General features: G+C 51.6%; 28 protein-coding genes. 3 read left to right on the forward strand and 25 right to left on the reverse strand.

Features of this window, described 5'->3' with window-relative positions; translation table 11 throughout:
• Nucleotides 1–10: 10 nt before the first annotated feature.
• From NSU14_RS14770 to nirB, 5 genes are all read right to left on the reverse strand, one after another.
• Nucleotides 11–331: an iron-sulfur cluster biosynthesis family protein gene (locus tag NSU14_RS14770; RefSeq protein ID WP_340945854.1), complete on the reverse strand. Its 321-nt coding sequence runs from the start codon at nt 329–331 to the stop codon at nt 11–13.
• 193 nt (nt 332–524) lie between these two features.
• Nucleotides 525–1,292: a uroporphyrinogen-III C-methyltransferase gene (cobA, locus tag NSU14_RS14775; protein ID WP_340945856.1), complete on the reverse strand. Its 768-nt coding sequence runs from the start codon at nt 1,290–1,292 to the stop codon at nt 525–527.
• Nucleotides 1,289–2,158 (reverse strand): formate/nitrite transporter family protein, encoded by an 870-nt coding sequence (locus NSU14_RS14780; protein WP_340945859.1) that lies wholly within the window; start codon nt 2,156–2,158, stop codon nt 1,289–1,291. The genes cobA and NSU14_RS14780 overlap by 4 nt, the downstream gene beginning before the upstream one ends.
• A gap of 29 nt (nt 2,159–2,187) precedes the next feature.
• The gene (gene nirD / locus NSU14_RS14785) at nt 2,188–2,499 is read right to left on the reverse strand and encodes a nitrite reductase small subunit NirD (RefSeq protein ID WP_039291804.1); all 312 of its coding nucleotides are present in this window, start codon (nt 2,497–2,499) and stop codon (nt 2,188–2,190) included.
• 18 nt (nt 2,500–2,517) lie between these two features.
• A complete protein-coding gene (gene nirB / locus NSU14_RS14790) occupies nt 2,518–4,944 on the reverse strand; it encodes a nitrite reductase large subunit NirB (RefSeq protein WP_340945861.1) in 2,427 nt (808 codons plus the stop codon).
• Nucleotides 4,945–5,286: 342 nt separating this feature from the next.
• Between nirB and NSU14_RS14795 the strand changes: the two genes are divergently transcribed.
• Together NSU14_RS14795 and NSU14_RS14800 are read left to right on the forward strand one after the other, a co-directional pair.
• Nucleotides 5,287–5,883, forward strand: a complete 597-nt coding sequence (locus NSU14_RS14795; protein WP_039291592.1) for an ANTAR domain-containing response regulator — start codon at nt 5,287–5,289, stop codon at nt 5,881–5,883.
• A 12-nt stretch (nt 5,884–5,895) separates the two neighbouring features.
• A complete protein-coding gene (locus NSU14_RS14800) occupies nt 5,896–6,942 on the forward strand; it encodes an anthranilate phosphoribosyltransferase (RefSeq protein ID WP_076248296.1) in 1,047 nt (348 codons plus the stop codon).
• Nucleotides 6,943–7,301: 359 nt separating this feature from the next.
• On the opposite strand, the gene NSU14_RS14805 is transcribed toward NSU14_RS14800, so the two are convergent.
• The 9 genes from NSU14_RS14805 to NSU14_RS14845 form a co-directional block, all read right to left on the reverse strand.
• On the reverse strand, nt 7,302–7,442 hold the full coding sequence (locus tag NSU14_RS14805; RefSeq protein WP_197074369.1) for a hypothetical protein: 141 nt from the start codon (nt 7,440–7,442) through the stop codon (nt 7,302–7,304).
• 143 nt (nt 7,443–7,585) lie between these two features.
• Nucleotides 7,586–8,080, reverse strand: a complete 495-nt coding sequence (locus NSU14_RS14810; RefSeq protein WP_042137149.1) for a DMT family transporter — start codon at nt 8,078–8,080, stop codon at nt 7,586–7,588.
• Between the two features lie 48 nt (nt 8,081–8,128).
• Nucleotides 8,129–8,827, reverse strand: coding sequence for a Crp/Fnr family transcriptional regulator (locus NSU14_RS14815; protein ID WP_042137147.1), 699 nt, complete (start codon nt 8,825–8,827; stop codon nt 8,129–8,131).
• Nucleotides 8,828–8,858: 31 nt separating this feature from the next.
• Complete coding sequence (locus tag NSU14_RS14820; RefSeq protein WP_042137145.1) at nt 8,859–9,284, reverse strand: DMT family transporter; 426 nt, start codon at nt 9,282–9,284, stop codon at nt 8,859–8,861.
• 182 nt (nt 9,285–9,466) lie between these two features.
• Nucleotides 9,467–9,868 (reverse strand): NUDIX hydrolase, encoded by a 402-nt coding sequence (locus NSU14_RS14825; RefSeq protein ID WP_340945868.1) that lies wholly within the window; start codon nt 9,866–9,868, stop codon nt 9,467–9,469.
• A gap of 15 nt (nt 9,869–9,883) precedes the next feature.
• The gene (locus NSU14_RS14830; protein WP_340945870.1) at nt 9,884–11,842 is read right to left on the reverse strand and encodes a translation factor GTPase family protein; all 1,959 of its coding nucleotides are present in this window, start codon (nt 11,840–11,842) and stop codon (nt 9,884–9,886) included.
• A gap of 9 nt (nt 11,843–11,851) precedes the next feature.
• The gene (locus NSU14_RS14835) at nt 11,852–12,835 is read right to left on the reverse strand and encodes an aldo/keto reductase (RefSeq protein WP_340945873.1); all 984 of its coding nucleotides are present in this window, start codon (nt 12,833–12,835) and stop codon (nt 11,852–11,854) included.
• A 390-nt stretch (nt 12,836–13,225) separates the two neighbouring features.
• Nucleotides 13,226–13,405 carry a hypothetical protein gene (locus NSU14_RS14840; protein WP_042137137.1) on the reverse strand — a complete coding sequence of 60 codons (180 nt, stop codon included), beginning with the start codon at nt 13,403–13,405 and terminating at the stop codon, nt 13,226–13,228.
• 35 nt (nt 13,406–13,440) lie between these two features.
• The gene (locus NSU14_RS14845) at nt 13,441–14,283 is read right to left on the reverse strand and encodes a GNAT family N-acetyltransferase (protein ID WP_042137136.1); all 843 of its coding nucleotides are present in this window, start codon (nt 14,281–14,283) and stop codon (nt 13,441–13,443) included.
• Nucleotides 14,284–14,490: 207 nt separating this feature from the next.
• Here NSU14_RS14845 and NSU14_RS14850 point away from each other — a divergent pair, with 207 nt between their 5' ends.
• Entirely contained in the window at nt 14,491–14,694 is a 204-nt protein-coding gene (locus tag NSU14_RS14850) for a TOBE domain-containing protein (protein WP_171719451.1), read from the forward strand.
• Nucleotides 14,695–14,792: 98 nt separating this feature from the next.
• Here NSU14_RS14850 and NSU14_RS14855 read toward each other — a convergent pair whose 3' ends face one another.
• The 11 genes from NSU14_RS14855 to NSU14_RS14905 form a co-directional block, all read right to left on the reverse strand.
• Nucleotides 14,793–16,079: a HAMP domain-containing sensor histidine kinase gene (locus NSU14_RS14855; RefSeq protein ID WP_340945878.1), complete on the reverse strand. Its 1,287-nt coding sequence runs from the start codon at nt 16,077–16,079 to the stop codon at nt 14,793–14,795.
• Complete coding sequence (locus NSU14_RS14860) at nt 16,066–16,746, reverse strand: response regulator transcription factor (RefSeq protein WP_340945880.1); 681 nt, start codon at nt 16,744–16,746, stop codon at nt 16,066–16,068. The genes NSU14_RS14855 and NSU14_RS14860 overlap by 14 nt, the downstream gene beginning before the upstream one ends.
• 22 nt (nt 16,747–16,768) lie before the next feature.
• Nucleotides 16,769–17,545, reverse strand: coding sequence for an ABC transporter ATP-binding protein (locus NSU14_RS14865; RefSeq protein WP_042137133.1), 777 nt, complete (start codon nt 17,543–17,545; stop codon nt 16,769–16,771).
• Between the two features lie 47 nt (nt 17,546–17,592).
• Nucleotides 17,593–19,944 (reverse strand): ABC transporter permease, encoded by a 2,352-nt coding sequence (locus tag NSU14_RS14870; protein ID WP_340945884.1) that lies wholly within the window; start codon nt 19,942–19,944, stop codon nt 17,593–17,595.
• 136 nt (nt 19,945–20,080) lie between these two features.
• A complete protein-coding gene (locus NSU14_RS14875) occupies nt 20,081–21,652 on the reverse strand; it encodes an ABC-F family ATP-binding cassette domain-containing protein (protein WP_042137130.1) in 1,572 nt (523 codons plus the stop codon).
• A 130-nt stretch (nt 21,653–21,782) separates the two neighbouring features.
• Entirely contained in the window at nt 21,783–22,955 is a 1,173-nt protein-coding gene (locus tag NSU14_RS14880) for an alanyl-tRNA editing protein (protein ID WP_340945887.1), read from the reverse strand.
• On the reverse strand, nt 22,952–23,395 hold the full coding sequence (locus NSU14_RS14885; protein ID WP_179093642.1) for a GNAT family N-acetyltransferase: 444 nt from the start codon (nt 23,393–23,395) through the stop codon (nt 22,952–22,954). Before NSU14_RS14885 ends, NSU14_RS14880 begins: the two co-directional genes overlap by 4 nt.
• A gap of 23 nt (nt 23,396–23,418) precedes the next feature.
• On the reverse strand, nt 23,419–24,183 hold the full coding sequence (locus NSU14_RS14890; RefSeq protein ID WP_042137127.1) for a TSUP family transporter: 765 nt from the start codon (nt 24,181–24,183) through the stop codon (nt 23,419–23,421).
• 122 nt (nt 24,184–24,305) lie between these two features.
• Nucleotides 24,306–24,740: an NUDIX hydrolase gene (locus NSU14_RS14895; RefSeq protein WP_076248310.1), complete on the reverse strand. Its 435-nt coding sequence runs from the start codon at nt 24,738–24,740 to the stop codon at nt 24,306–24,308.
• Between the two features lie 190 nt (nt 24,741–24,930).
• On the reverse strand, nt 24,931–25,110 hold the full coding sequence (locus tag NSU14_RS14900; RefSeq protein WP_042137123.1) for a hypothetical protein: 180 nt from the start codon (nt 25,108–25,110) through the stop codon (nt 24,931–24,933).
• A gap of 139 nt (nt 25,111–25,249) precedes the next feature.
• Nucleotides 25,250–25,969 carry a YebC/PmpR family DNA-binding transcriptional regulator gene (locus NSU14_RS14905; protein ID WP_039291545.1) on the reverse strand — a complete coding sequence of 240 codons (720 nt, stop codon included), beginning with the start codon at nt 25,967–25,969 and terminating at the stop codon, nt 25,250–25,252.
• Nucleotides 25,970–25,995 lie beyond the last annotated feature (26 nt).

Consider the following 25,995-nt stretch of genomic DNA (forward strand, 5'->3'; position numbering starts at 1 on the left):
CATACCGTTGTTAGTTGCGTGCATCCTGCACCCTGATATTACTGCCGAACAAGGTAGAATCGCTTGTCAGTTTGTAGGCTGGGTAGCCTTCCTCTGCTTCCAGTCGCATCACATCATCGAATAGGGATTCCTGCTGCCGGTCACACAGAAAGGTGAAGGGTTCGGTTTGAAATACGATATCCGTCGGGGAAGGCCCGTTTACAATCCTGATGACCAGCACGCCATTGCAGCCGCAATCCTCTGTATCATAGAACATTTTGAATTGCCCGGGCTGGCCGGCAAGGCTCTGCGCAAGCCGTTCTTCGGTGAGCGGGTTTAGTTGTATTTGCATCAGATATTTCTCTCCTTTGTAGGGCAAAATGCCTGCGAATTCGATCAGGTGTCCAGTATAGTGTGTATTTTGCCCGGACTCCTGTGACAGCAGTCACTTTGGGTATGACATTAATATAACATATCATCAGGCGTTGACGTGCCTAAGCCTGTGCTTGGGACATATCAACGCCTGATTAGGGATATACTATATCCTAGCCTATCTGTGAGCGCACTGTCTTTTCCAGGCTGAGCAGCTCCTCTCTTACCTTAACCACTTCGCCAATAATGATGATGGCCGGATTGCTGATTCTCATCGCCGCTGCCAGTTTGCCGATACTGCCGAGCGTTCCGGTCACTGTCCGTTCGCGCACTGTTGTCCCGTTCTCAATCAGGGCAATAGGTGTCAGCGGATCTTTGCCATGCTTAAGCAGCTGATCACAAATCTCGCCCAGTTTGCTGACTCCCATATAGATGACAAGGGTGTCCACACTATGGGCAAGTGCATCCCATCGTACCGGAGAGTCCTGATCATGGCAGCGGCTGCCCGTCACGATAGCGAATGAAGCCGCCAATCCGCGATGGGTCAGCGGGATTCCCGCGGAAGCGGCTGCGCCGATCGCCGAGGTGATCCCGGGAATCACTTCGTATGGGATTCCCGCTGCAGCGGCTTCCAGCGCTTCCTCTCCGCCGCGTCCGAAGACAAACGGGTCTCCGCCTTTCAGGCGTACCACGTGACATCCGGCTGCAGCATAGTTGATCATCAGCTGCTGGGTGGATTCCTGCGGCATCGAGTGAAGTCCGGGCGCTTTGCCGCAGTAGATGCGCAGAACATCGCTTTTGGCATAGCCCAGCAGCTCTTCATTCACCAGGCGGTCATACAGAATCACATCTGCACTCTGAATACGCCGCAGTGCCTTGACTGTAATCAGCTCGGGATCACCGGGGCCTGCACCGACAATGGATATGCTGCCCCGCTTCATAGGCTTTTCTCCAGGGCGGCTGTGGCTGAGATCACTGTATCGCGTCCCGGCGTCAATCCGGCTTCAGAAGCGGCTCCGGGTTTGAAGCTTTTTTGCGACAGATAGAGAAGAATGCCTGTGAACAGCAGGCCTCCGGCGAAATTGCCGATCAGAACGGGAATGCCGTTCCAGATCCACCAGTCCGCGAAGCTGACATTCGCGCCAAGCATCATTCCGGCAGGAATAACGAAGAAGTTGACAACCGTATGCTCGAAGCCTTGCCCGAAGAAGGTCAGGATCGGCAGCCACATGGCAAAGATTTTGCCGGATGTGGACTTCGAGGTCATAGCCATTACCGCACCCAGCGTAACCATCCAGTTGCAGAGCATCGCTTTAATGAAGACTAGTGTCATCCCCTCAGCCCCCATGCTCTTGTAAGCTGTAGTCTTAGCCTCACTGGTCGTAATTAATGTCTGGATCAGCGGATTCGACATATCCGTCCCCATCTTCGTAATTGTGAGTCCATACAGAGCTGCGTATACTGCGCATCCGATCAGATGCCCGATAATAACCCAGAAGAAATTACCCAGCATCCGTTTTATTGTTGTCCGCTTCTCCAGCACAGCCAGCGGGACCAGGGCAAAGCTGCCGGTGACCAGCTCTAGCCCAAGCAGAATGATCATCACAAAACCTACAGGAAACAAAAGTGCGCCAACCATCGGGATCTTGGTCTGGGCGGTGGCGGTAAAGGCCAGCGTTGTGGCACAGGCCAGTATGGCACCGCCGAGGCTGCCGCGGACAATCAGCTGCATAATGCCCAGTTCCGCTTTGGTCTTGCCGGCTTCAATCATTGCGGTCAATACTTCACTTGGTTTGACATAGTCCATTAGGAATCCCCCTTATATGCTCGGATGAATTATATCGTTAGGTACAAGCTGCCGCTGGTGTGATCAACCTCCACCTCATAGGTTGTCACATGCCCTGTATCCGGTGCCTGCACGTCACCGCTATGGAGATCGATCCGCCAGTCATGGAGCGGACAATGCACCTTGGAACCGCAGACCATCCCTTCGGATAAGACTCCGCCTTTATGCGGGCATTTATTCTCCACTGCCAGCACCTCACCGCTGCTTAACCGGAACAAGGCAATCTCGGTATTTCCCACCCTTAACTTGCGCGAGCCCTTGATGTCAATATCGTTCAAGTTACCAATGAGCATCTTGGTCATTGTCATTTGTAAGCCCCCTTAGACTGTCTCCGGCAAGGAGATCGGTTCGAAATTTTTGCGCAGCTCCGGTGTATTCACAATTTGCTTCCATGGATCGGTGGTGAGACTAAGTGTCTTCTGAATTCTCTCCTGCAGCGCCAACCGTGCCTCGCGGGACTCTAGCGCCTGCTTGATGCTGTCAAGGCCGACACGTTCCACCCACTGGGCAGTCCGTTCATTCCACCCGGCATTCTCACGGTAATATTGCAGAAACGCACTGGCCCACTCCATCACCTCATCATCGGTCTTCACCACGCAGAGCAGTTCCGTGGCCCGGACATGAACGCCGCCGTTACCGCCGATATGCAGCTCCCAGCCGCCGTCAATGGCTACGACTCCGAAGTCCTTAATTGTCGCTTCCGCACAGTTGCGCGGACATCCGGATACAGCCAGCTTCACTTTGCCCGGTGTGTTCAGCCGTTCAAAAGCCTGTTCCAGCCGGATACCCATTCCAAGGGCATCCTGTGTGCCGAACCGGCAATAGGTGGAGCCGACACAGGTTTTCACTGTCCGCAGTGTCTTGCCGTAGGCATGGCCGGAGGGCATATCCAGCTCTTCCCACATCTTCGGCAGGTCCTCCTTCTTCACCCCAAGCAGATCGAGCCGTTGTCCGCCGGTGAACTTGACCAGCGGCACCTCGAACTTCACCGCAACCTGGGCAATCTTGATCAGTTCAGCTGGAGAGGTAACACCGCCGTAGATTCTCGGTACCACGGAATACGTACCGTCCTTTTGGATATTGGCATGGTAGCGCTCATTGGTGAATCTCGATTCATTCTCATCAATATATTCTTCAGGATAGAGCATCCCCAGATAGTAGTTCAGGGATGGACGGCATTTGGCGCACCCTTCTTCATTGCCCCACTCCAGGACATTCATGACTTCCTTGACGGTCATCAGCTTCATCCGCTTGATTTCGGCGACGATCTCATCCCGCCCGAGCGTGGTGCAGCCGCAGATTCCTTCTTTGACCGTTACGGCAGCCTCGCCGGCATATAGCTGCAGCAGTCCTTCCACCAGCGGCTTACAACCGCCGCAGGAAGCCGAGGCTTTGGTGCGGGCTTTGATCTGCCCTACACTGGTACAGCCGCCGGAGGTAATCGCCTCGGCAATCGCCCCTTTCGAGACTCCATTGCAGCCGCAGATGATCTCATCATCTGCCATTCCTTCAAGCGGGTTCCCTTTGGGTGCCAGCGCATCAGCAGATATTCCAAGCAGCAGCTCTTTCTCTCTCCCCTTAATATTCTCGCCCTTCTTAATCATCGAGAACAGCTGCGCCCCGTCACCTGTATCTCCGAACAGCACGGCTCCAATCAGTTTATCACCGTGAATGACCAGCTTTTTATACACACCATCGGTCTCATCCTGGAACCGCAGCGCCTTGGTGCCGGGCTGTTCGGTGAATTGTCCAGCCGAGAATACATCAACGCCGGATACTTTCAGCTTGGTAGAGGTAACCGAACCAGCGTAGCCTTCTGTTGGTACACCTGCCAGCCTTTTAGCCAGGACAGCGCCTTGTTCATATAGCGGGGCGACAAGCCCGTAGGCAATACCCCGGTGTTCCGCACACTCCCCGACGGCATAGATGCCGGGCAGACTGCTCTCCATATAATCGTTCACAATAATTCCGCGGTTGACTTCAATCCCGCTGCTGCGGGCAAGCTCTACATTCGGCTTGATGCCGACTGCCATCACAATCAGATCCGCGTCTTCAATGCTGCCATCTGCGAACAAAAGGCCTTTGACCCGCTTTTTGCCAAGAACCGCTTCGGACTGCTTCTTCAGCAGGAACTTCATTCCCTGGGCTTCCAGTTCCTTGCGCAGCATTACAGAGGCGGACTCGTCCAGCTGGCGCTCCATAATATATTCATGGATGTGGACTACCGATACCTCCATCCCCAGATGCAGCAGCCCTCTTGCCGCCTCCAGTCCGAGCAGACCGCCGCCGATCACCAGCGCTTTGCCATATTTTTGCGATACCTCCTGCATGATTTGTGTATCCTTGATATCCCGGAAGGCAATGACGCCCTCCTTCTCGGCACCTGGGATCGGCAGCATGAAGGGGTTGGAGCCGGTTGCCAGAATCAGCTCATCATAACTTGTAGTAATTCCTTTATCCGTATGGACTTTGCGCTCTACAGGATCAATGGAGGTTACGGTGTGTCCCGTATACAGCTGAATATTGAAGCTCCGGTACCACTCCAGATCGTTGATTACGATCTCATCAAGGCTTGCACCGCCTGCAAGAACAGAAGACAACATGATCCGGTTATAATTCGGATGCGGCTCCGAACCAAAGATTGTAATGTCATAAGCCTCCGGCGCTAATTTGAGCAGATGCTCAATCGCCCGTACCCCTGCCATTCCGTTACCGACTAATATCAGTTTTTTGCGAATTGCTGACATGTCTCTCTCTCCTCTCCAGGTAAACAACAGAAATAGCCCGCTTCACTCCGCCCGGAAACATACTTCTTCCGTTGCGATTTAAGTGAAAGCAGGCGCCATTGCCGCTTCAACCGAATACATCGTTGTATTCGCAGAATTGATGAATTTGTTAAAACGACTATACTACAGCCATCCTAATTACGTCAATAATTATGACATATAAAATTTTATTATTTTAATTCATCGACAAAATTACCTGAACTGTGTTATATAATATTACATCATCTTTATTCCGACTGTACTTATTCTACACTGGTGTGCAGACTTATCCCCTTATTATATGTAAAAGGAGCGTCGTCAACTATGCATTCCCTGTTAGTTATAGATCCGGGCAGAACAGAGAATTCCGCAGAAGAACGCTCCTCCCCAACTCCTGACAGTATCCTCAGTTCCTGTGGTTATGTGATCGGGACGGCTGCTTCGGAAGATCAGGTCTTTCCGCTGATCGGTGACACGGATGCCTTCATTCTCCATCTCCCCGTTACTGAGATCAGCTATTGGAGAAGTATTCTGGTTCAGCACAAGGTTGCCCCGGTACTCTGGTGGTGTACCCCGCGGACCGCAACGTTATCCGTCTCTGCCTGTGGAGATGATATTATGGTGGACGGAATATTGTCTCCGGCGATGCAGCCCCAGGAGATCCACTGGATTCTTCACTTCAGCTCCAGGCAATGCTTCGAGCGCCAGCAATGGCTCAAGGAACGGGAACAGCTGTTATCCCGGCTTGAGGAGCGTAAATGGATCGACATGGCCAAAGGTATTCTCTCCAAAGCCAGGAACATCAGCGAATCCGAAGCTTACGACCTGCTGCGGAAGCAGGCCATGAACGAACGGAAACGGATGGTCGATGTCGCTACTTCCATCGTCAAGGTGTACCAGATGCTGCAGGATCAAACTTAAGGAGACTTCCATATGATTAATATTCTGAAAGAAGTTGCCCGCGGCAAACGCGGTGCCAAGGATTTAAGCTACGGGGAAGCGGAATATGCGGCGGAAGCCATTCTTGGACAGACTGCTTCTCCGGTGCAGATTGGCGCTTTCCTGATCGCCGAACGCATGAAGCTGGAGAGCCTGGAAGAGCTGGAAGCCTTCGTTGCGGTCTGCCGCAAATATGCCTCAAGGGAACCTGTCCAACAGGGGATCGATTGTGCCGGACCCTATGACGGCAGGGTGCATTCCTTCATCGCCACGTTCCCTACTGCCTTTCTGCTGTCTGCCGCCGGTCTGCCGGTTACCCTGCATGGCTCCGCAGGCTTGCCTCCGAAGTGGGGAATTACGCTGCAGGATATCATTCATGCATCCGGAATTGATATTGCAGGTCTGAGCCGCAGTGCGGCCATTGAGGCGGCGGAGGCCAGCGGTGTGCTGTTTGCGAAATCGGAGCAGTGGTGCCCGCCGCTGGGTGCTCTGCGCGGCCTGCGTGAAGACATTGGGCTGCGCACGATTTTCAACACAGCCGAGAAGCTGATTGATTATTCCTGTTCACCTTATATCGTCTTCGGCATTTTTCATAATACGGTATTCGACCGGATCTCCCGGCTGATTGTGAAGCTCGGATATCAGCGGGGACTGGTTGTTCAAGGCGTGGAAGGCTCGGAGGATCTGTATATCGACCGGCCGAACCGCGTATACCGCATTCAGGATGGAGCGGCGGAGCTGGATATCATTGATCCGGAGTCGCTCGGACTGGAAGTGCCCGTTCCGGAGGTCGATTGGACAGCCGAAAGACAGCTGCGTACCGCCGAGGAAGTGCTGCAGGGCGGCGGACATCTGGCGTTCTACAATCAGACACTGCTGAATGGTGCAGCCAGGCTCCATGCCGCCGGCAGGGTCAACTCTATTGAGGAAGGCGTCTATACCTGCAAGCATCTGCTGGACAACGGCCAGGCGTGGAACACGTATGCGAAATGGAAAAGCGCCATGCAAGGCAGCACAGCAGCCTCTCTCGGGCAGGTGTAGCCTGCTTTGCAGGCGTATATAGGGGCGGCAGACCGTATTGCGGTCTGCTATTTGCGCGCGCTTAAGCGCCGGGCTGCAGCATGGTGTTGCTTTGCTTTGCGGGAGTACCGGCAATCAGGCACTTTTTCTGCGGGAGCATACCGGGGTTCTACACGACTCATTCGCTAATGTCGAGGACTGAGATTCCGTTATTTCAGCAATTATGGCGAAATCGCATGACACGCGGACTCAGATTCCGTTAAGTGTCCGAAACACGCTTATTTTATGTCCGAATGTACAGGATAACGGAATCTCAGTCCGCGTACGCACCAATAGAAGCTTTTTACATGAAATAGAGGAATATCAGTCCGCTTCTTCACTTATTCGAACATCACCATCGCCAGCTTCAGTTCCAGCACCTCCAACACACCAGCATTACCAGTTCCACCAGCACCACCAACTCCACCAGCTCCACCAGTACCTTCAGTCCCACCAGTACCCGTTCTTAGCAAGCCCTCCACTTATCCGCATCTCTCCTGAAACGGCGGCTTACCCGTCCCTATAAAGACAGTATTTTTTCAGCTAGTGTGAAGCAAATATATTCTTATCTGTCGAAAAAAAAGCACGCAGTCCGTATTTAAACGGTGCGCGCCTTACATTTAATTTAATCCGTATGCAGCGCACTGCGGCGCTCGATGGCTCCGGCGGAGTCTTTAGAATCGCTTTTGCCGCCTAATTTGAACACCAGAATGCCTCCAACGATAATGAGCACACCGATCAGCTGGTTGAACGAGAATGGAACCTTCTCCAGCCCCAGCCAGCCCAGGGAATCCCAGAGTAAGGCGAAGCCGAGCTGAGCAGTCAGGACAATGGAGATGGCATAAGTTGCGCCTAGAATTCGGGTGGCCTGGACCAGACAGATGACGACACCCACACCGATCATACCGCTGAACCAGTACCAGGGCTGCATATGCTGCAGCGTGAACATGTTCTTCCCTTCCATAATCAGCCCCATAATCAGTGAAGCTGCGAATCCCATGCCCAGCACCAGTGTGGTGGTTGTCCAGGAGCCTGTATGCTCATTGACCTTGGCATTGAAAATATTCTGTAGACTAACCAGTGCACCCGCGATCAGCGCGAGTAGTATTCCTGCTAACATATCTGTTGCTCCCTTATATGCTGATTTGTATTGCCTTATTGCCTGGTTTTATTCGTAAATATTGCGGCTGGCCAGAGCTGAGAGCCCTTCCCTGTCCTTGACGATAATTGCCCCTGAGCTGCGCTCGGTCAGCCCTTCCTGGCAGAACTTCCGGATCACTCTGTTCAAATGCCTGTAGCTGGTGCCGATGAAATTCGCGGTATCCACCAGATTAATCGTATTCAGCTGGCCGGTAAATTGCGGATCCGATTCGTCGTAGGAGATGGACAGCAGGTAGCTGGCCAGCCGCACATCCACCGGATGCATCAGATTAAGACTGAGGAAGCTGGACTTCCGGTAGAACTTCTGAGTGATGATCTCCAGCATAAAATGCAGCAGCGGCGGATGATCCTTCGCATATTTATTCAGCCAGCGGTACGGCACCGCAATCATGTGAACCGGTGATACCGCCTCTACCGTATTGAGCATTTCCGTACCCTGAATATATTCAACATCGCCGATAAGCTCCAGCGGTGTTTTGAATGAGATGATTAGTGTTCTGCCCTCTGCCGAGGTCGTGTAAATCTTAAGCTTCCCTTTGACCAGCACATAGAGTGTGCTTGAAGGGTCTCCTTTGGAGCAGATATGCTCTCCCGGATCGTAGCTTAGCAGCGACAAGAGCTGTTTAAGCGGCTCTGTGAAAATATGATCGAGCTGGTGCTTCTGCAGATATGCTTGCAGCCGCCCGGAATCTTGAATTTCCTTCATCGCACAGGTTCACCTCCGCTTGACCTAATCATCAGAACTTCAGCACAACCACACCCAGGATCATCATCCCGATCCCGATAAACTGCGGCAGCTTCATCTTCTGCCTGGCTACCCCGAACCAGCCCTTGATGTCGATAACAAAAGTCAGGCACAGCTGGGCAATCAGCAAAGCAGAGATGGTTAAGGTGACACCGATGCTCTGAATCGCCGTAACCTCACTGAAAATAACGAATGCGGCAAATCCGCCGCCGATCAGATACAACGGATTAACCTTACGGAAGCCGTGTTTCTTCCCGTCCCGTACGATCAGCGCAATGACCAGCGCCATCAGGAACCCGGTGAACTGCGTGATCGTCGCTGCCTGCCACGTACCAATATCCTGGCTGATTCTTGCATTCGCTACCCCTTGCAGCGTAATGCAGGCCCCGCCTATAAATGCGAAAATTATCCCCTTCATCTGTCTCTCTCCTCTATATACTGTCTGCTTTAATTAAAAGCCAGTTTGCCGGATTCGGGAAGGACATATGTCCTGAATTGTAAAAGTGTCTGCGAACGGCTGCCCGAAAGCATCCGGTAAAGAGATAAAAAGCCCATTCCAAACCGGATTTCCGGCTCGAAACGGGCTTATAACTGTATGGTTTAGAAGAGCAGCTTCATTTCCCGCAGCTTGTCCATAATCATCACACTGACAGCTGACACGCGCGCTTTGTCTTCATAGGTTAACCAGGCCAATTCCTCGATTTCGGAAGCCGGGCTCAGTTCACCCGTGAACTCTGCGGTCAGGCAGGTCATCCGGACGGAAACGCCTTCTGCTTTGCCATGCGCGGGAGCTTCAAAGCTTCCGAATTCTGCAATGGTCTCCGGTATGATCTGAACAGATAATTCCTCTTCGATCTCCCGGATCAATGTCTGTGCATCGCTCTCACCAGACTCCCGTTTGCCTCCGGGGAAATAATAGGTGTCCTTTCCTTTGGAACGAGCGCCAAGCACCTTGCCATCCACGATATATATCCAGGCAACTTTATCTATGATTTCAGCCATTGTTCATCTGCTCCTTCATCGTACTTTAATATGCATATGCTGCTCCGCTTCATCCCAGGGGACCGGATACGCCTGGCCTTTGGCGCAGAAGATCGAGGTCGAGGAGTAAGCCGGATCGGCATTTTTATTATAATTCCGCTGCTGAATTACTGTTTCGGTCTGATGGCACGGCTGATAACCGGCGACTCTAAGCGACAGCGAACCCTTGCCCTGGGTCATGGAAGCCAGTCTCACCCCATAATTCATGAAGCTTGCCACTGGAACCGTACCGGTAATGACAGCCTTGGACTCTGTAATCTCAGGAGGGTTGAAGCTGCCGCTGGCCTGCTGGATATCACTCATTACTTTGCCCACGTAGTCTGAATCTATCCGGAGCTTCAGGTCATAGACCGGCTCCAGCAGCAGATTCACGGCCTGCTCCAGCCCTTGGCGTAAGGCCCGGTAAGCTGCTTCACGGAAATCTCCGCCGCTCGTATGCTTATTATGTGCTCTGCCGCTAAGCAGGGTGATCTTCAGGTCGGTCAGCGGTGAACCGGTCAGCAGGCCGTGATGGCCGCTCTCCAGCAAATGCTGCTCAATCTGATGCTGATAGCCCACGGCCAGATCATCCGGGTGACAGCTGTTGATGAAGGTAATACCGCTGCCGCGATCCCCTGCCTCCAGCTTCAGATGAACCTCAGCGTAGTGGCCAAGCGGTTCGAAATGTCCGTAGCCATAGACGGTGCCAGTGATCGTCTCCTTGTAGAGAATCTCCGGCGGCCCAAAAGCAATCCGGATCCGGAACCGTTCAGCCATGATCTGCTCCAGAATCTCCAGCTGAATTCCGCCCATCACATGAATATGCAGCTCCTGCAGCTCTTCATCCCAGCTAACATTGAGCGAAGGATCTTCCGCGCCCAGCTGTCCAAAGGCATTCATCAGTTCTTTCAGGTGTACCGGCGGCTCAAAAAGGACTTTGGATTTCAGCGTAGGAATCAGGCCGCTTTCCTGTGAGTCCGTCAGTTCACCAACGCCCTCACCGGGCAGGGCCTCAGTAAGCCCCACAACCGCGAACAGTTCCCCTGCGGCAGCCCAATCGGCGGAAATATATTTGGTGCCATTATATTTGCGGATTCCGGTAACCCGCGCCGATACACGTTCCGGTCCATGTCCGTACATTAAGCTGTCCCTGTTCTTCAGCACTCCTTGAAGTGCTTTGATGTAGGTGATACGCGTGCCTTTTTCGTCGTGGCGGATCTTGTAGACTCTCCCCGCAAAAGGCTGCTCATGATCGTACTCCGTGAAGGTTAACGCGTTCAGAACCTCCAGGAACCCGTCCACCCCTTGATCAAGCAATGCGGAGCCCTGCATACAAGGAAAGATGTCGCCCCGTTTCAACATGTCAGGCAGTGCACTGCGGCAGACGTTGTCAGGCAGAGCTCCTTCCAGATACAATTCCAGCAGCGCGTCATCACGCTCCGCTATAAATGCCCTCAGCTCATCAGTCAACGCCTCCCCCGTAAGCTGCGGCAGCAGGAAGGCATTGCCGCTTAGCTGCTGCCGGATCTCTTCGAGTACACGCTGCGGGTCCGCACCGGCACGGTCGGTTTTGTTAATGAAGAACAGGGTGGGAATGTTATGCTGGCGCAGCAGCTGCCATACGGTTTCCGTATGACTCTCTACACCCTCCACCGCGCTCAGAATGACCACTGCATAATCCAGCACCTGCAGACAGCGCTCCATCTCTGGAGAGAAATCAACATGGCCCGGGGTATCCAGCAGGAAATACCGCGAATCCTTATATACAAATTCCGCCTGATCGGCAAAAACAGTGATTCCGCGCGCTTTTTCAATCTCGTGGGTATCCATGAAGGTATCCTGATGATCCACCCGGCCCCGGCTGCGGATCGTTTCGGTATGGTAGAGCAGCTGCTCAGCGAAGGTCGTCTTGCCGGCATCTACATGTGCAAGCAGTCCGACGGTTATATTGTTCATAAGGTGCTGCTACACTCCTCCACGGATATGCGGAACAACCTCGGACTGATAGAATGCGCTCAGGCGCTCCATTTCAGTTGAACTATAGGAAGGAGCTTCAAGTGTAGCGAGATTATCCGCTACCTGAGTTTCATTCTTGAAGCCCGGAATCACACAGCTGACGGCGGGATGGTCCAGAATCCAGCGCATGGACGCTCTGGCCATATTGCCGCGTCCTTCAGCAATCCACTCCAGCTTGCGGGCCAGTTCCACTCCGGTAACAAACGGAAGTCCGGCGAAGGTCTCACCAACGTTGAATTGCTCGCCGTTCGCGTTGAAGCTGCGGTGGTCGTTCTCCTGGAAGGTACTGGTCTCCTTGAACTTGCCGGTCAGCAGACCGCTGGCCAGCGGCAGACGCACCAAGATCCCTGCGCCGCGGGCAGCCGCACGCGGTAATAACTCCAGCGCCGGCTGCTGGCGGAACAGATTGAAGATCACCTGAAGCGCCTCTACTCCCGGATATTCCAGGCATAGCAGCCCTTCCTCGATGGTTTCGACACTTACGCCGTAGTGGCGGATTTTACCTTCGGCCTTCAATTGGTCAAGGGCCCCGAAGACACTGCCCTCTCTGAGGATTTCAATCGGCGGACAGTGGACCTGATACAGATCAATCGCTTCCCTCTCCAGCCGCCGCAGGCTCTGTTCACAATATTCGCTTATTCTGCGCGCAGAGTAATTCTCCGGATCATGAATATCACCGGCACGGCAGAATTTCGTAGCAATATGTATCTCATCCTGCTTGCCTTTGGTTGCCTTGGCCAGCAGCTCTTCCGCATGCCCGGAGCCGTATACATCGGCAGTATCAAAGAAATTAACGCCCTGCTCCATAGCCAGCTGCAAGCCCTTAAGCCCGTCTTCATCCCTGCTGCTGCCCCAGTCCCCCCCGATTGCCCAAGTGCCAAAGCTGACTTCACTTACTGACAAACCTGTATTTCCCAGCTTGCGGTATTTCATCGTAGAACCTCCGTTTATGAGTGTAGTTAGTGTAATGAACCCTATGGAACCGTTAACAACTGACCTTATTATTATGAATGGTTTGCGCGAGAAGGTCCAGTCTCTGTATAGCTATACCGCCCGTGCTTAATCTCAGACTAATCGGACTCAGAATCGCTTATATTACTCGATACTGTGCATTTGGGGCACGATTTAACCAGATAACGGAATCTCTCAGTCCGCTTCATCCTCAAAAGGTGGTTTCCTCACGAAATAGGGTCCTCTCAGTCCGCTTCATACAACACTGGCTTTCTTGACCAAATGCAACATAGAATTGCTTACAATAAAAAAGACCGCCTCCATTATAGCGGAGCACAGCCTTTCACTAAATCCCGGCACAACATTATAGCTCTATCCGGTAGAACGGTCCTCATTTCTCGACTGATAGAAGGCCAGGCCCCATACAAGCAGAACCAAAGGAATGAAGACAAACCAGGGAAGTGTGACGGTATCTCCAATAATGAACGAAATAGCCAGCAGAATGACTACCACGATAATGGAATACAACATCCCTCTGCCAAAAGTTCTCATAATACTCTCCTCCTGTCACTGGATTATATTGTATATTACCCCGGTGACTGAAGTTTAAGCTCCTGGCTCTCCATGACAAAAGCAAACACCGGATAACTCTCCACAGGCTCGAATCCCAGCTTCAATGCCAGCCTGTGTGACGCGGTATTCTCATGTGTGGTTTCCCACAACGGAAGCTGGCCTCTGTCCAGGTAATAACTAATCAGTGACCGTGCGGCTAGCGTTGCGTATCCTTTGCCGCGCTCAGCTTCTGAGTATGTATCCACATCAATGAAATATCTGTTGTTATCGGTGAAGCCGTTATGCTTACAGACAGAGACTGCCTGACCCTCTACCTTCACCACAGCTCCGGTGGTTGTCAGGCTGCTGAAGCGGTTATGTATGTCAGACATATCATCTTCATGCTCCTCCAGAACAGGAAATTGCCTGTAGTCAACGGTCACGCCGCTGCCTGAAGCGTCTTCCGTAACCTTACTCTCAGGCGGATTAAACCTTGCACGATTGAACTCATATACCGATTCCATATGTCTATATACTTGCAGTCCGGCATATCCGGGCTTAAATAATGCAGTCCATGCATCACAATCATCCGTGTATATCTCGAACCAATTCTTTTGCCGCCGCCGGCAATCCGGAATCACTTGGGTCTGCAAAAATGCTGTCAGCTTCATCCTGTTCAGCTCTGTTCTGATATCTCCGGCAGCATACATCCATCTCCCCGTAGCCCATACCACGGCAAGGGATGGTGCAGCTGCATCATCGGCAAATACCCGTCCGGGATAATTCCCCTGCAAGACTGACAATGCGGGAATATGCTGCTTCTTATCGGCAAAAAAAACTTCAGCCGCAGGATAATTCTCAAATTTCAGCTCAATCATCGCATTAAACCTCCAATACAATCCATGTTTCCGTTTACAATAATACTCTATTATGCTATTTGTCGACAATGGTAGCAATTCACTTGTGGATTATCTATATATTTAGTATTGTTTAGATATATTCAGTATTAAATCTCTCTAATTAGCAAACATCCAGAACCACTAAATAGAATCTATACACTCCATACATGAAAGGAACGTGAAATCATGAAGATCAGCGCCAGAAACCAGTTTGAAGGAACTGTAGTGTCGATTGAAGAGGGACAAGTCAATGCTAAGGTTGTGGTGGATACCGGAGGCCAGAAGCTTACCTCTATTATCTCAGTAGAAGCGCTGCGCGATTTGGAACTGAAGGAAGGCTCTCCTGTTACCGCAATTATCAAAGCTTCCTCCGTATTGCTGATGGCATAACCGGCTTACGGCTTGCGCCGGGTATACGCATAGCCTATACACGCCCGCACGCCAAAAGACCTGATCCGGCTATCCGCCGCTGATCAGGTCTTATTGGTTCAATACCGCAGCACCACCACAAACCGCATCCCATGCTCCAGAGGCTCTGCGAAGATGTCGCCGCCCATCTTCATCAGCAGCTGCTTGCAGATGAATAGGCCGAGGCCGTTGCCTGGCTTCCCGTCCGCATTGGAGCCGCGCCAGAAGCTGGTGAAGATATAGGGCAGCTCGCCCGGCAATAGCGGTTCGCCTGAATTCTTAATGACGATGAGCTGGCGGTAATCCTCTTCCCGGAAGGTCATGCTGACCGTACCGCCATCGCCGTATTTTATCGCATTCTCGATAAGATTATTAAGTACTTCAAGCAGCCTATCCATATCACCCAACAGCAGCTTGTCCTGATAAGGCCCCACCTTCAGCTCTATCTTCAGCAGCTCCAGCCGTTCTTTATGACCCGGGACAACCTTCCTGATCAACTCACTGATGTAGAACTCTCCCGGCACGACCTCCATCTCCTGCAGGGAGGAGACCGAGGCCGTGATAATATCCCCGATCAGCTGCTCCATCTGCTCCGCTTTCCGGCCGATCAGCCTGGCGACCGCTTGGCGTTTCTCTTCACTGTCATAGAGGCTGCCGTCTAGGGCACTGGCGTACAGCCTGATTGCGGCGACTGGTGTTTTGAGCTCATGTGACAGGGAGGCGACCAGCGTCTGGCGGTCTTTTTCCAGGCGGAGATTGGTCTGCTTCTGGGCATCCAGTGTCTGCCGCAGCAGGTCCAGCCCCCATACGAAACGGCCGAAGAACCGGCTCCGGTGCTCCTTCATGCCTGTATTTAATTGGCCTCTGGATAACTCGTAAGGCAACTCCTGTAAGGTGTGAAACGGCTGCAGGATCTGCCTCCGGATATAGAACAGCAGTGCAGTCACCGCCCCAAGCGCCGCCAGCAGGAACACATTCAGGATCAGGAACACGCTGTGATCCGCACCGGGCAACCGGTATGAGAACCTTAAATACCCTGTCAGCTGCTGCTCCAGATAGACAGGTTTGACCGTGAATTCGTATGAATCCGCTACACCTATTCCGGCAAAAAACCGCTCAACAGCCTGTGCTTCCGCCCCCTGATCTATCCAGCTTAATCCGTTAACGTATGTATAATCTCCCGGAGTAAGTATAATCTCTTCCGGCAGCACCCCGCGCTGCACCTGATCAATAATCCGGTTGATCTCCACCCGGTAAGCTTTGCCGGGCTCCCGTACTTCCCGGTAGGATACATATCCATTCAGAATGGCAATCACGATGAACCCGGCGAGTATTGTCCAGAGAATCAGCCGGTTAAATGCCTTCATATTTGTATCCTACCCCCCAGACGGTTACAATCCGCCTCGGCTCTTTGGGGTTCAGTTCGATTTTGTCCCGCAGCTTATTCATATGTACCGTCAGCGTAGAAGGCTCACTGAAGCTGTCTGCTCCCCATACCTGCTGGAACAGCCACTCTTTGCGCAGAGCCTTTCCCTTGTTATTCATCAGCAGCACCAGCAGCTCATATTCCTTGGCCGTCATCCCGAGCGGCTGCCCGCCTCTATACACCGTCATCGAGGTCCGGTTAACTGTAAGGTCTCCATCAGCCAGCAGCTGCTTATCATCGTTCATATCATAGCTGCGCCGCAGATGTGCTTTGACCTTGGCTGTCAGCAGGTTGACCGAAAATGGCTTCTCCAGATAGTCATCTGCACCCAGCTCAAGACCGATAATCTTATTGTCATCCCCATGGCGTGCACTCATAATCAGAATCGGCAAATTGAACTTCTCTCTGGCGAGTCTGCAGACGGCGAACCCGTCAAGCTCCGGCAGCATAATATCGAGCAGCAACAGCTTGACCGCGTGTACTTCCAGATATGCCAGCCCCTCTTTTCCGGTGGCTGCAATGAATACAGAATAACCCTCCACCTGCAAAAAATCCTTAATCACCTCCGCCAGCTCCGCATTGTCTTCAATGATCAGAATATCCGCCACGGCTATCTCCTCCTGCTGCTTGTTACCAGCCCATCTCCATCAGCCAGCCCGTCAGGCTGCGCTCACGTTCCCTCGAACCCTGCTCCGGCGAATATTTGCCCAGGACATGCTCGCCCTGAATATTTCCGTCCACCATATATAATACCTTATCGCTCTGTGCGGCGACCTTCACATCATGGGTTACAATCATAACGGTTGTTCCCTCACGGTTGATCCGGCACAGCTCATTCATTACTTCCTGGGCTGCTTTGGAGTTGAGCGCACCTGTCGGCTCATCGGCAAACAGCATCGCCGGCTCATTAATCAGCGCCCGGCATATACAGGCCCGCTGCAGCTGTCCCCCGGATACCTCTGTAATGTCATGTGCCGCAGTTTCAATTATATTCAGCTTCCGCATTAGAGCATCGGCGTATTGATTGACATCGCTGCGGCTGCGCCCGCTTCCTTTGCCGGATAGCGCCTGATAGCCCGATAGAATGATATTATCATAAACGGACAGATTGCTCAGCATATGCATCTGCTGAAAGATGAACCCCATCTTATGCAGGCGCAGCCCGGCCATCTCTTTCTCGGAGAGCTGTGAGAGGCTCTGCCCGTCAAACACCACTTCCCCCGCCGTGAGCCGGTCCATCCCGCTGACAGTATAGAGTAGCGTTGATTTGCCCGATCCGGATGGTCCCATTACGGACACGAACTCTCCTTCATGAAGCGTAAGATTAATATTCCGCAGGACATTATTCTGTCCTTTGTTTACAATATAGGTTTTGCATAGATTGGTTACTTCCAGTACGGCTGCCATTTCTGTATTCCTCCTTGGGTAGTTGTTTGCAGTTCGCTAATACTCACTCATTCTTTATTCATATTCCAGATCTGCACGCGCCTGATTTGTCCGCAGCTGGTGTATACCGCCAGCATGACGACAGCAAGCATCAGGAGCGGATAGAAGACATAGACCTGAAGCGGAATGATGACGAGTTCCAGCTTCGTCAGACCGAATATCCTGAAGATGATGCCGAGCAGACGTCCTCCAAGGGTATTCGCTGCGATCACCCCAAGGATTAATGAGGCAGCCATGATAATCAGAATGCGCAGTACCTGCCACAGCCGGATGGCTGAATTCGTGAAGCCGATGCTTTTCATGACCGCAATGCCGTGTACTTCCTTCGTAATCATCAACCTGACGAACAGACTCGTAATAAAGAACGTAATAATGCAGATAATCGCCGTGAGCAGTGCATTGAGGCTGCGCAGCTGGCTCATGAACCCTCCGGTAGTCTCTCCCAGCATTTCCATCCCCGATTTGATGTTAAGTCCGCTGATTTGGCTCTGAATGTCCTTAATAATTTCAGCCTTCTGCTCCTCCGGGGCATGGATATTACCAGAAAACAGGTAAGCTGATATAACCTTCGGGTTGTAATCCCGTGCAATCCAGACGCCATAACCTTCGTTAGAGATACTCTGGAACAGTCCGCTTATCATGAAAGTGCTTTGCTTGCCATCCATTTCAAACTCAATAGTATCCCCTACCTGCTTACCGTACTTCTCGGACATGATGCTCGTTATGGCAATTTCATTCTTAAGTATAGGGGCAGTGCCCTCCAGATATGGAATGGACTCATCCTGATCATTCTTCTGGGCGTTGATGCGCCGGTTATCCTGACCGTCATCTGAGATATATTTGATCAGGAGCGCATAGTTGGCCGTGAGCGAGACATCGAAGCCTTTATCGCGGAAGCTCTGGCTGAGTATCGCCTTTTCCCGCTGGATCTCATCCACAGACTTCTCAGTCATTTCCGTTTTGGTATAGAAATCCGCCCCGACTGTGCCGAAATACTCTAAAAACTTAGGGGTAACGATCGTATTGGTCAGATTAACCGGGATGAGGATGATCGCTGTACTCAGGACAAGAGTCAGGATGAGTGAAGTGTAGCTCTTCAACCGGTTCAGCACATCGCTCAGCGCCAGGAAGAATGCGGTGTGCAGGTAGCGGCTTTTATGTAAATGAATTCTGCGGGAAGCCTTGAAGCGTTCTCCTGTCTGGCCTTGCCGGATGGCGTCAATGGCGGAAGCCTTGTTAATCTTGCGCATACAGAGCAAACAGAACAGCAGAATGAAACCTATAATGGCTACAGTACTGCACGCGGATATAATGATGCTGATACTGCCGCCCGGCAGAATCATATACTGCGAAGTCCTGCCGGACATCAGCCCTGTAAGCGGAAGACTGATTCCAAGTCCGATGATGCCGCCAAGCAAGGACAGCCCCATATATTTCGTTAAATAGAGCTGTTTGATCGCGTGGTTCCTGAAGCCAATCGCCTTCATCACACCGATCTCCTTGTACTCATCCTGCAATGTAGAGACAATCGTGAAGCGCAGGGTAAGAAAGGCAATGAAGATCAGGAACAGGCTAATCGCAAACATCATTGCGGAGATGATCCGGTCTGTCATATAGGACATCGCAACGAGCGACTTGTCGACCTCGAAGTTAATCGGCAGATCCGCACCGGCAAAGGCTCCGGACAGTTCAGTAGGCTCGATACCCGGAACAGCGTTGAAACTCCATAAATTCACGCGGGAATTCTCCGGCAGCGTCTTCTCAATTTCGTTAAAGTCTTCTGTGGAGATTATCAGACGTTTGAGGCCCAGCAGATTCGAACCCATAAATGCATCCTTGAAGTAACCGCTGACGGTAAAAGTTCTCGTAATCCCTTCCAGCTGGAAGCTGATCCGCTCTCCGGTTTGGATGCCGCTAGTCAGCATCAGGTTCGTAGGCAGTCCAATTTCCCCTTGCTGAAGGGTATAGGGCTCATTATCTGCGCCGAAGATCAGGTTCACCTGTTCCGGGATGGCGGACAGTACAAGACTTGTATTGCCGGAAAAGCTGGTACGCCCCTCTGGCATCTTGATTTGCTCCAGTGAAAGACTGATTTGTTTCTCCGTATACGCCGTCTCCACTCTCTTCTCATTCCGAACCCAGTCCTGGACCGCCCCGTTATATTCGGGATTATCCGCCAGTGTGATATTAAGATCGGCCACACGGCTCTTGTCAATAAAGCTGTCGAGGGCACTGGACGTCGAATACATCAGGCTGGAGCTGCTTGCTACGAGCGTTGAAGCCAGAATAATGAGTACCAATAGAACGGTATTCATCACTTTTTTACGCCGCAGATCTTTTTTAAGTATTTTCAGGAACACGATGTTGTTCTCCTTTCGTCAAGCTCTGTCCTGAGTATAGCGGGTCAATTATTAAATAATCCTTAAGTCGCTGCAAAAGAAGTCCGCGCAAAAAAAGAGCTACGGAATGATCCATAGCTCTCTGCTTGCTTCCAGCCTAAACGTCCTGCTCCGAGATCCCCGATTCCGGGTCAAAGGTAAGCATCTTCGTCGCTATTTTATCAATAAAGAACCGGTCATGGCTGACCGTAACTACCGCTCCGGGAAAATGAATGAGTGCCTGCTCCATCACTTGAATACTGGTCAGGTCCAGATGATTGGTAGGCTCATCCAGGATGATCACAGCAGCACCGGAGAGAAGACATTTCGCTAACGCTACTCTGGCCTGCTGGCCGCCGGATAGATGTCCGATCCTTTTACTCAAATCCACTTCAGAGAATTGCAGCATAGACAGGAATTTGTTCACTTTTTTCCGCGGCGCATCGAGTCCCAGACCATACACATTAACCGCATGACTTACTGTATCTTTAGGATCAAGCTCGTCCCACATACGATTGAAATACGCGTAACTGACACCTCGCTCCCAGGTCACAACCCCGGAATCCGGCTCCTCCTGACCCGTCAACACCTTGATTAGCGTCGATTTCCCGCTTCCGTTAGGGCCGACTATGACCATCCGGTCTTCCTTTTGGATGTCGAAGCTAATGTTCTGGAAGATAGTCCGGCCATCATACGTCTGGCCAATTCCCTTCACTTCACCGAGCTTGTCCGGAAAACGCAAATTGCTATAAATATCGGTAATCAGGACATTCACCGGATGCGGCTCCACCCGCTTTTTGATCTCCGTCAGCTTGCGCGACAGGCGGTCTTTGGGAGACTTTTTACGGCCCCGGGTATCAATGGCTTCAGACTCCATAAGCAGAAGTTCTTCTTCCCATTCAAACTGACGGTCGAGCACCTTTTTGCGCATCTTCTTTTTTTGAACATAATCGGTATAATTGCCTTCGTACTCCTGAAAATGATAATTCTCGATCTCTATGGTCCGTGTAACTACCCTGTCAATAAACTGCCGGTCATGTGAGACCAAAAGCATCGCCCCGGTGAAACGGTGCAGCCACTGCTCGAGCCATACGATTCCTTCCATATCCAAAAAGTTGGTAGGTTCATCGAGCAATACGACATCGGGCACCTCAATTAAGACCTTGGCCAGTGCCGCGCGGTTCCGCCACCCTCCTGATAACTCCTCTACTGGCTGATGCCGTGATCTCTCATCAAATCCCAGTTTAGTGAGCACCGTATTAATCTCCACCGAGACATTCCAGCCATCCAAATGATCCATCTGTTCAAAAAGCTCCGCTTGCCGTTCTAACAGGGTATTCATCTGGTTATCATCCGTTACTTGCCCAAGCTGTTCCCCGATCTGATGCAGCTCCTGTTCGATTAGCGTCACCTGCCCGAAGCACAGCTCCAGCTCCTGTTGAACAGACAAGGACCCGGATAGCTCCGAGAATTGGGAAAAGTAACTGATCTTAACCTTCGGGTCCAGCTCCACGTTCCCGGCCGTTGGCTGTTCTTGTCCCATGATCAGCTTGAACACCGTTGATTTACCTGCACCATTGCGTCCGATTAGACCTATGCGTTCGCCTTTGCTTACACGGAAATAGATATCTCTGAAGATCAATGTATCCTCATATTTCTTAGTCACGTTCTCCATACGTATTACACTCAAACCTATCGCCCCTCTGGTTCATAACATCAGAATTCATCTATCCGCACACAGAGGTGATTATAACATTAAATCCGTATTCCCGTTCTCCGATTACACAAAAGGCCGCGATCTGCGGCCTTTTCACTTGAAATTAGAGTTGTTTTTGGGCAAAATCATAAAACGCCACTGCTGCTTCCCAAGCCGGGAAGCCGGCCTGGGCCAGCTTGTCGCTGCCGCCGCCTTTGCCCTGGTATTCGCCGAGATGGGCTTTGAAGAAGGCCCCGCAGGACAGATCCGCAGCACCGCTGCGGGCGAGTACCACCTTATTCTCCACCGCGCTCAGCAACAGAACAGGAAGGTCGGTCAGCGCAGTAAGCTTCACAGCCAGACTCTGCAAATCCTTCAGCGTTCTGGTGTCGGAGATATGCGTAATCACCCGGCTGCCTGGTTCCATGGCGGATAATAGCTCCCGGGCCAGATAGATATCATTCTGTTCCTTAAGCGCAGCCAGTTCAGTCTGCACCAGCTTCTGCTCATGCTCCCATTTCTCAAACCGGCCGATAATTTCGTCCTTACCCGTATTGAACCTGGCTGACAGCTGCCCCAGAATACGTACATTGTCATTGAATTCATCCAGTGCGCGGCTTCCGCATTTGAAGGTAATCCGGGTGTTGCCCTTCTGCTTCTCGGAGCGCAGCAGCTTGATCATGCCGATGGCTCCTGTTGAAGCTACATGCGTCCCCCCGCAGGCGTTGTGTTCGACACCTTCTATCTCAACAATCCGGATATCCTCTGTCACCTTAGGCAGCTTCACAAGCGGCAGCCTGGCCATTTCTTCTGCTGTTACGAAGTAGCTGACAATGCTCCGGTTCAGGTAAATCTGCCGGTTGACCTCCTGTTCAGCCTCCGCCATCTGCGCAGCAGACAGCTCCGGCAGCCCGATGTCAATCGTGGCATAGTCACTTCCTAGATGGAAGCTAAGGGTCATGGCCTGGTACAAATCACGGAAGACCGCCGACAGCAGATGCTGTCCGCTGTGCTGCTGCATATGGTCAAATCTCCGGTTCCAGTCGATTCTGCAGTTAACCTCTGTATGCGCAGGAAGCTGCGCTACCTTATGAAGCACCTCATTATCTTCCAGCACTACATCCAGCACTGGAAGTTCACCTATGTACCCTGTATCACAAGGCTGTCCGCCCCCGTGGGGATAGAAGGCTGTCTCCGCAAGCGTCACATAGATCCCGTCTTCACGTTCTAAGGTTCCGCTTATAGTTGTACTCCATTCATTCAAATAAGCTGATTCATAATACAGCTTCTTAGTCATGGGTAAACTCCTTTCTGTTTGTCGTCTTCAGCGGGCGTGAAGAACCTTTCCATTACGACATAGTCCTTGCCGCCTTTGCTGAACACTTCTTCTGTCGCCTGCATTCCAAATTTCTTGTAGAAGCCCGCTTTGTAGGTTCTTGCGTTGCAATAGATCCGCTGTACCCCTGCCTGCTCTGCCTCTTTCAGTACGGTCTGCAGTAGTCTGCTGCCGTAGCCCAGACCCTGTTCCAGCTCCAGCGTAGCAAACTTGCGGAACTGTGCTTCTGTACCATTAATGAACAGGGATAACACTGACACCAGCTGTTCTCCCAGATACAGCCCGTAATGCACGCCCAGCTCATCATCCGCCAGCTTGATGTAATCCGGCTCACGCTCGGGCCACATCACTTCATGCCTCAGTTTCCATGCTTCTTCTTTCTGTATGATTCTGATCTCCATCTCATCCACTCCATTATATGTACTTAATGCATCGTATCCCATATCTGCTTGCCGATCAATATAACAGTAACTGTTATGAATAGCGGGCGGATGTAAGCCGCTCCATTGCGGATAGCTATCCTGGAGCCCACAATAGCTCCGATCACCATCGGAATGCCCAGGATCAGCCCATGGGTATAGCTGACAGAGCCGAGGGCAATAAACGTAAGCAGACTCGTGATGTTGCTGGCGAAATTCAGCATTTTGGCATTGCCGGCGGCCGTAACAAATTCGAAGCCCATCATCAGAAAAGCAAAGATCAGAAAAGATCCGGTTCCCGGTCCGAAGAAACCATCGTAGAAGCCTATGACCAGTGCCGCGATAATCCCGATCAGCCGTGTTCTGCCATTGCTGCCGGAGAAGGTGGATACGTCTCCCCATGCTTTTTTGAACAAAGTATAGACCGTTATCACTACCAGCATCACAATGACCAGCGGCTTTAGAAACTCTGATGGCACCTGGCGGACGGTAAGTGTACCGGCCACCGCACCTATAATGGACAACGGAATCAGTGTCCGGACCAGCTTGAAATTGATTTTGCCGGAGCGCACGAAAGAGGCCGTACTGGTCAGCGAGCACATGGACCCGGCTAATTTGCTGCTGCCCAGGAGCAGAGGAAGCGGAATCCCTACAGACAGCAGTGCAGGAATTGCAATCAGTCCTCCCCCGCCTACCACAGAGTCAATTAATCCGGCCAAAAAACCGCAAAGCACCAATACTGCCACCATGCCAATCGTCCAATCTTCCATCCTGCGGAAATCCCCCTGCTATGTACTTTACATTTGTTTTCAGTAAACTTCATTCAGCATACACAATTTTGGCGGGATGCACCATAGATTTGTGAAATTGCGCTCGGCTCTGGTTACTTCTGTCACGCCCATCCATGTGAAGCAAACCAGACACCGTCTCTGAATTTGCTCCATGCCTCCTGCACAAAAGGGATGATATTCTCCGGAAGATCATCCAGCGGGAACCAGCGTAAATCATCGCATTTATCAGGCTCGGTGTTGCTAATCTCACCACTCCAATGCTCCGCTTTGAAGAAGAAATCAATCCGTTCATTTCCGGAAATCCGGATATGCATCGCTCCGAGCATTTCAAGGTCAGAAGGCGCGATAACAGCTCCGCATTCTTCCCGGACTTCACGGATGGCGGCGGAATGAAGCTCTTCTCCTCCTTCCAGCTTGCCCGCAGGCAGACCGTATTCTCCATCGTGATGCCCTGTATTCGAGCGCCGCAGTAGCAATATCTGCCCATCCTTGATCAGAAATACATGGACTACACTCAACAACCGGAAAGGTTCCATTTATTAATTCCTCCTGTTTGATCAGCCAACCAATTAAAGAGAACGCTAGTTTGCATATTTACAATCGACTATAGCATACCAGGGTGAGCTTTGTCAGACTGAAAGAGTACTGTCAGCTTCATCCAATGCCAAAAAGCGGTGAGGTTGCCCTCACCGCCCGCTTAGCCCCTGCTTCACTTTCAGGAACAAATCATTTATACGTATTCTGCTCATTTTTCTTATAGGTCGTTTTGTCATCCCTCAGGGATTCCTTGCGGATGTCACTCTTCTTCTGTTCCATCTGCTGTGCTTCCTGGCTGGTGACCGGGTCCTGATCAAGCTCCTTGACGGTATTAACCAGGTTCTTATCCGGTGTTGTAAATTCCTCCACTATATTGCCTCCTCTACGTAGTGTGCTGCTCGGTTCGGTTTATTTTGGCAAAGATCGGTATAGAATATACACAGCATGGCAGAAGTAAAAAAGCGGACAAGCCCGAAATAGGCTTATCCGCTTAGCAAAGCAGCTTATTCTATTCTTCCGAATCCACGTTGTGGTAGACCTGCTGCACATCGTCCAGTTCTTCGAGAGCGTCAATCAGCTTCTCGAACTGCGCCTGTGCATCTTCAGGCAGGGCCACATAATTCTGTGGAAGCAGAGTCAGCTCGGCTACGGTGAATTCCGTAATGCCTGCGCCGCGGAAAGCTTCCTGTACAGCGTGGAACTGGTCGGGTTCGGCATATACGATCACTGCTTCATCCTCTTCCAGCACATCACGGACATCCAGGTCTGCTTCAATCAGCAGCTCCATCACTTCATCCGCAGTTTTGCCTTCTACACCGATTACCGCTGTCGGATCGAACATATACGTTACCGAGCCGCTGACACCCATATTGCCGCCGTTCTTGCTGAAGGTGGAGCGTACCAGCGGAGCTGTACGGTTAACGTTATTCGTCAGCGCATCGACCACGATCATCGAACCGCTGGGACCGAAGCCTTCATAACGAAGCTCCACGTAATTTTCGTCGCCGCTGCCTTTTGCCTTTTCAAGTGCGCGGTCGATAATCGCCTTCGGCACATTGTAAGTTTTGGCCCGTTCCAGAACCACCTTCAGTGCACGGTTGGATTCGGGATCAGGTTCACCCTTCTTAGCAACAACATAGATTTCTACACCGAACTTGGCGTAGACCTTACTTGTATTGGCATCCTTGGATGCTTTCTTTTCCTTAATATTATTCCACTTACGACCCATATCGTTACCGCTCGCTTTCCAACATT

This window comes from Paenibacillus sp. FSL R10-2771 (assembly GCF_038000205.1).
In the GTDB taxonomy this organism is placed as follows: Bacteria; Bacillota; Bacilli; order Paenibacillales; family Paenibacillaceae; genus Paenibacillus_AQ; species Paenibacillus_AQ phytohabitans.

Excerpts from the sequence above, each read along its gene's own strand:
- NSU14_RS14770 (WP_340945854.1), bottom strand. The coding sequence starts at position 331 with ATGCAAATACAACTAAACCCGCTCACCGAAGAACGGCTTGCGCAGAGC.
- cobA (WP_340945856.1), bottom strand. The coding sequence starts at position 1,292 with ATGAAGCGGGGCAGCATATCCATTGTCGGTGCAGGCCCCGGTGATCCC.
- NSU14_RS14780 (WP_340945859.1), bottom strand. The coding sequence starts at position 2,158 with ATGGACTATGTCAAACCAAGTGAAGTATTGACCGCAATGATTGAAGCC.
- nirD (WP_039291804.1), bottom strand. The coding sequence starts at position 2,499 with ATGACCAAGATGCTCATTGGTAACTTGAACGATATTGACATCAAGGGC.
- nirB (WP_340945861.1), bottom strand. The coding sequence starts at position 4,944 with ATGTCAGCAATTCGCAAAAAACTGATATTAGTCGGTAACGGAATGGCA.
- NSU14_RS14795 (WP_039291592.1), top strand. The coding sequence starts at position 5,287 with ATGCATTCCCTGTTAGTTATAGATCCGGGCAGAACAGAGAATTCCGCA.
- NSU14_RS14800 (WP_076248296.1), top strand. The coding sequence starts at position 5,896 with ATGATTAATATTCTGAAAGAAGTTGCCCGCGGCAAACGCGGTGCCAAG.
- NSU14_RS14810 (WP_042137149.1), bottom strand. The coding sequence starts at position 8,080 with ATGTTAGCAGGAATACTACTCGCGCTGATCGCGGGTGCACTGGTTAGT.
- NSU14_RS14815 (WP_042137147.1), bottom strand. The coding sequence starts at position 8,827 with ATGAAGGAAATTCAAGATTCCGGGCGGCTGCAAGCATATCTGCAGAAG.
- NSU14_RS14820 (WP_042137145.1), bottom strand. The coding sequence starts at position 9,284 with ATGAAGGGGATAATTTTCGCATTTATAGGCGGGGCCTGCATTACGCTG.
- NSU14_RS14825 (WP_340945868.1), bottom strand. The coding sequence starts at position 9,868 with ATGGCTGAAATCATAGATAAAGTTGCCTGGATATATATCGTGGATGGC.
- NSU14_RS14830 (WP_340945870.1), bottom strand. The coding sequence starts at position 11,842 with ATGAACAATATAACCGTCGGACTGCTTGCACATGTAGATGCCGGCAAG.
- NSU14_RS14835 (WP_340945873.1), bottom strand. The coding sequence starts at position 12,835 with ATGAAATACCGCAAGCTGGGAAATACAGGTTTGTCAGTAAGTGAAGTC.
- NSU14_RS14840 (WP_042137137.1), bottom strand. The coding sequence starts at position 13,405 with ATGAGAACTTTTGGCAGAGGGATGTTGTATTCCATTATCGTGGTAGTC.
- NSU14_RS14845 (WP_042137136.1), bottom strand. The coding sequence starts at position 14,283 with ATGATTGAGCTGAAATTTGAGAATTATCCTGCGGCTGAAGTTTTTTTT.
- NSU14_RS14850 (WP_171719451.1), top strand. The coding sequence starts at position 14,491 with ATGAAGATCAGCGCCAGAAACCAGTTTGAAGGAACTGTAGTGTCGATT.
- NSU14_RS14855 (WP_340945878.1), bottom strand. The coding sequence starts at position 16,079 with ATGAAGGCATTTAACCGGCTGATTCTCTGGACAATACTCGCCGGGTTC.
- NSU14_RS14865 (WP_042137133.1), bottom strand. The coding sequence starts at position 17,545 with ATGGCAGCCGTACTGGAAGTAACCAATCTATGCAAAACCTATATTGTA.
- NSU14_RS14880 (WP_340945887.1), bottom strand. The coding sequence starts at position 22,955 with ATGACTAAGAAGCTGTATTATGAATCAGCTTATTTGAATGAATGGAGT.
- NSU14_RS14885 (WP_179093642.1), bottom strand. The coding sequence starts at position 23,395 with ATGGAGATCAGAATCATACAGAAAGAAGAAGCATGGAAACTGAGGCAT.
- NSU14_RS14890 (WP_042137127.1), bottom strand. The coding sequence starts at position 24,183 with ATGGAAGATTGGACGATTGGCATGGTGGCAGTATTGGTGCTTTGCGGT.
- NSU14_RS14895 (WP_076248310.1), bottom strand. The coding sequence starts at position 24,740 with ATGGAACCTTTCCGGTTGTTGAGTGTAGTCCATGTATTTCTGATCAAG.
- NSU14_RS14905 (WP_039291545.1), bottom strand. The coding sequence starts at position 25,969 with ATGGGTCGTAAGTGGAATAATATTAAGGAAAAGAAAGCATCCAAGGAT.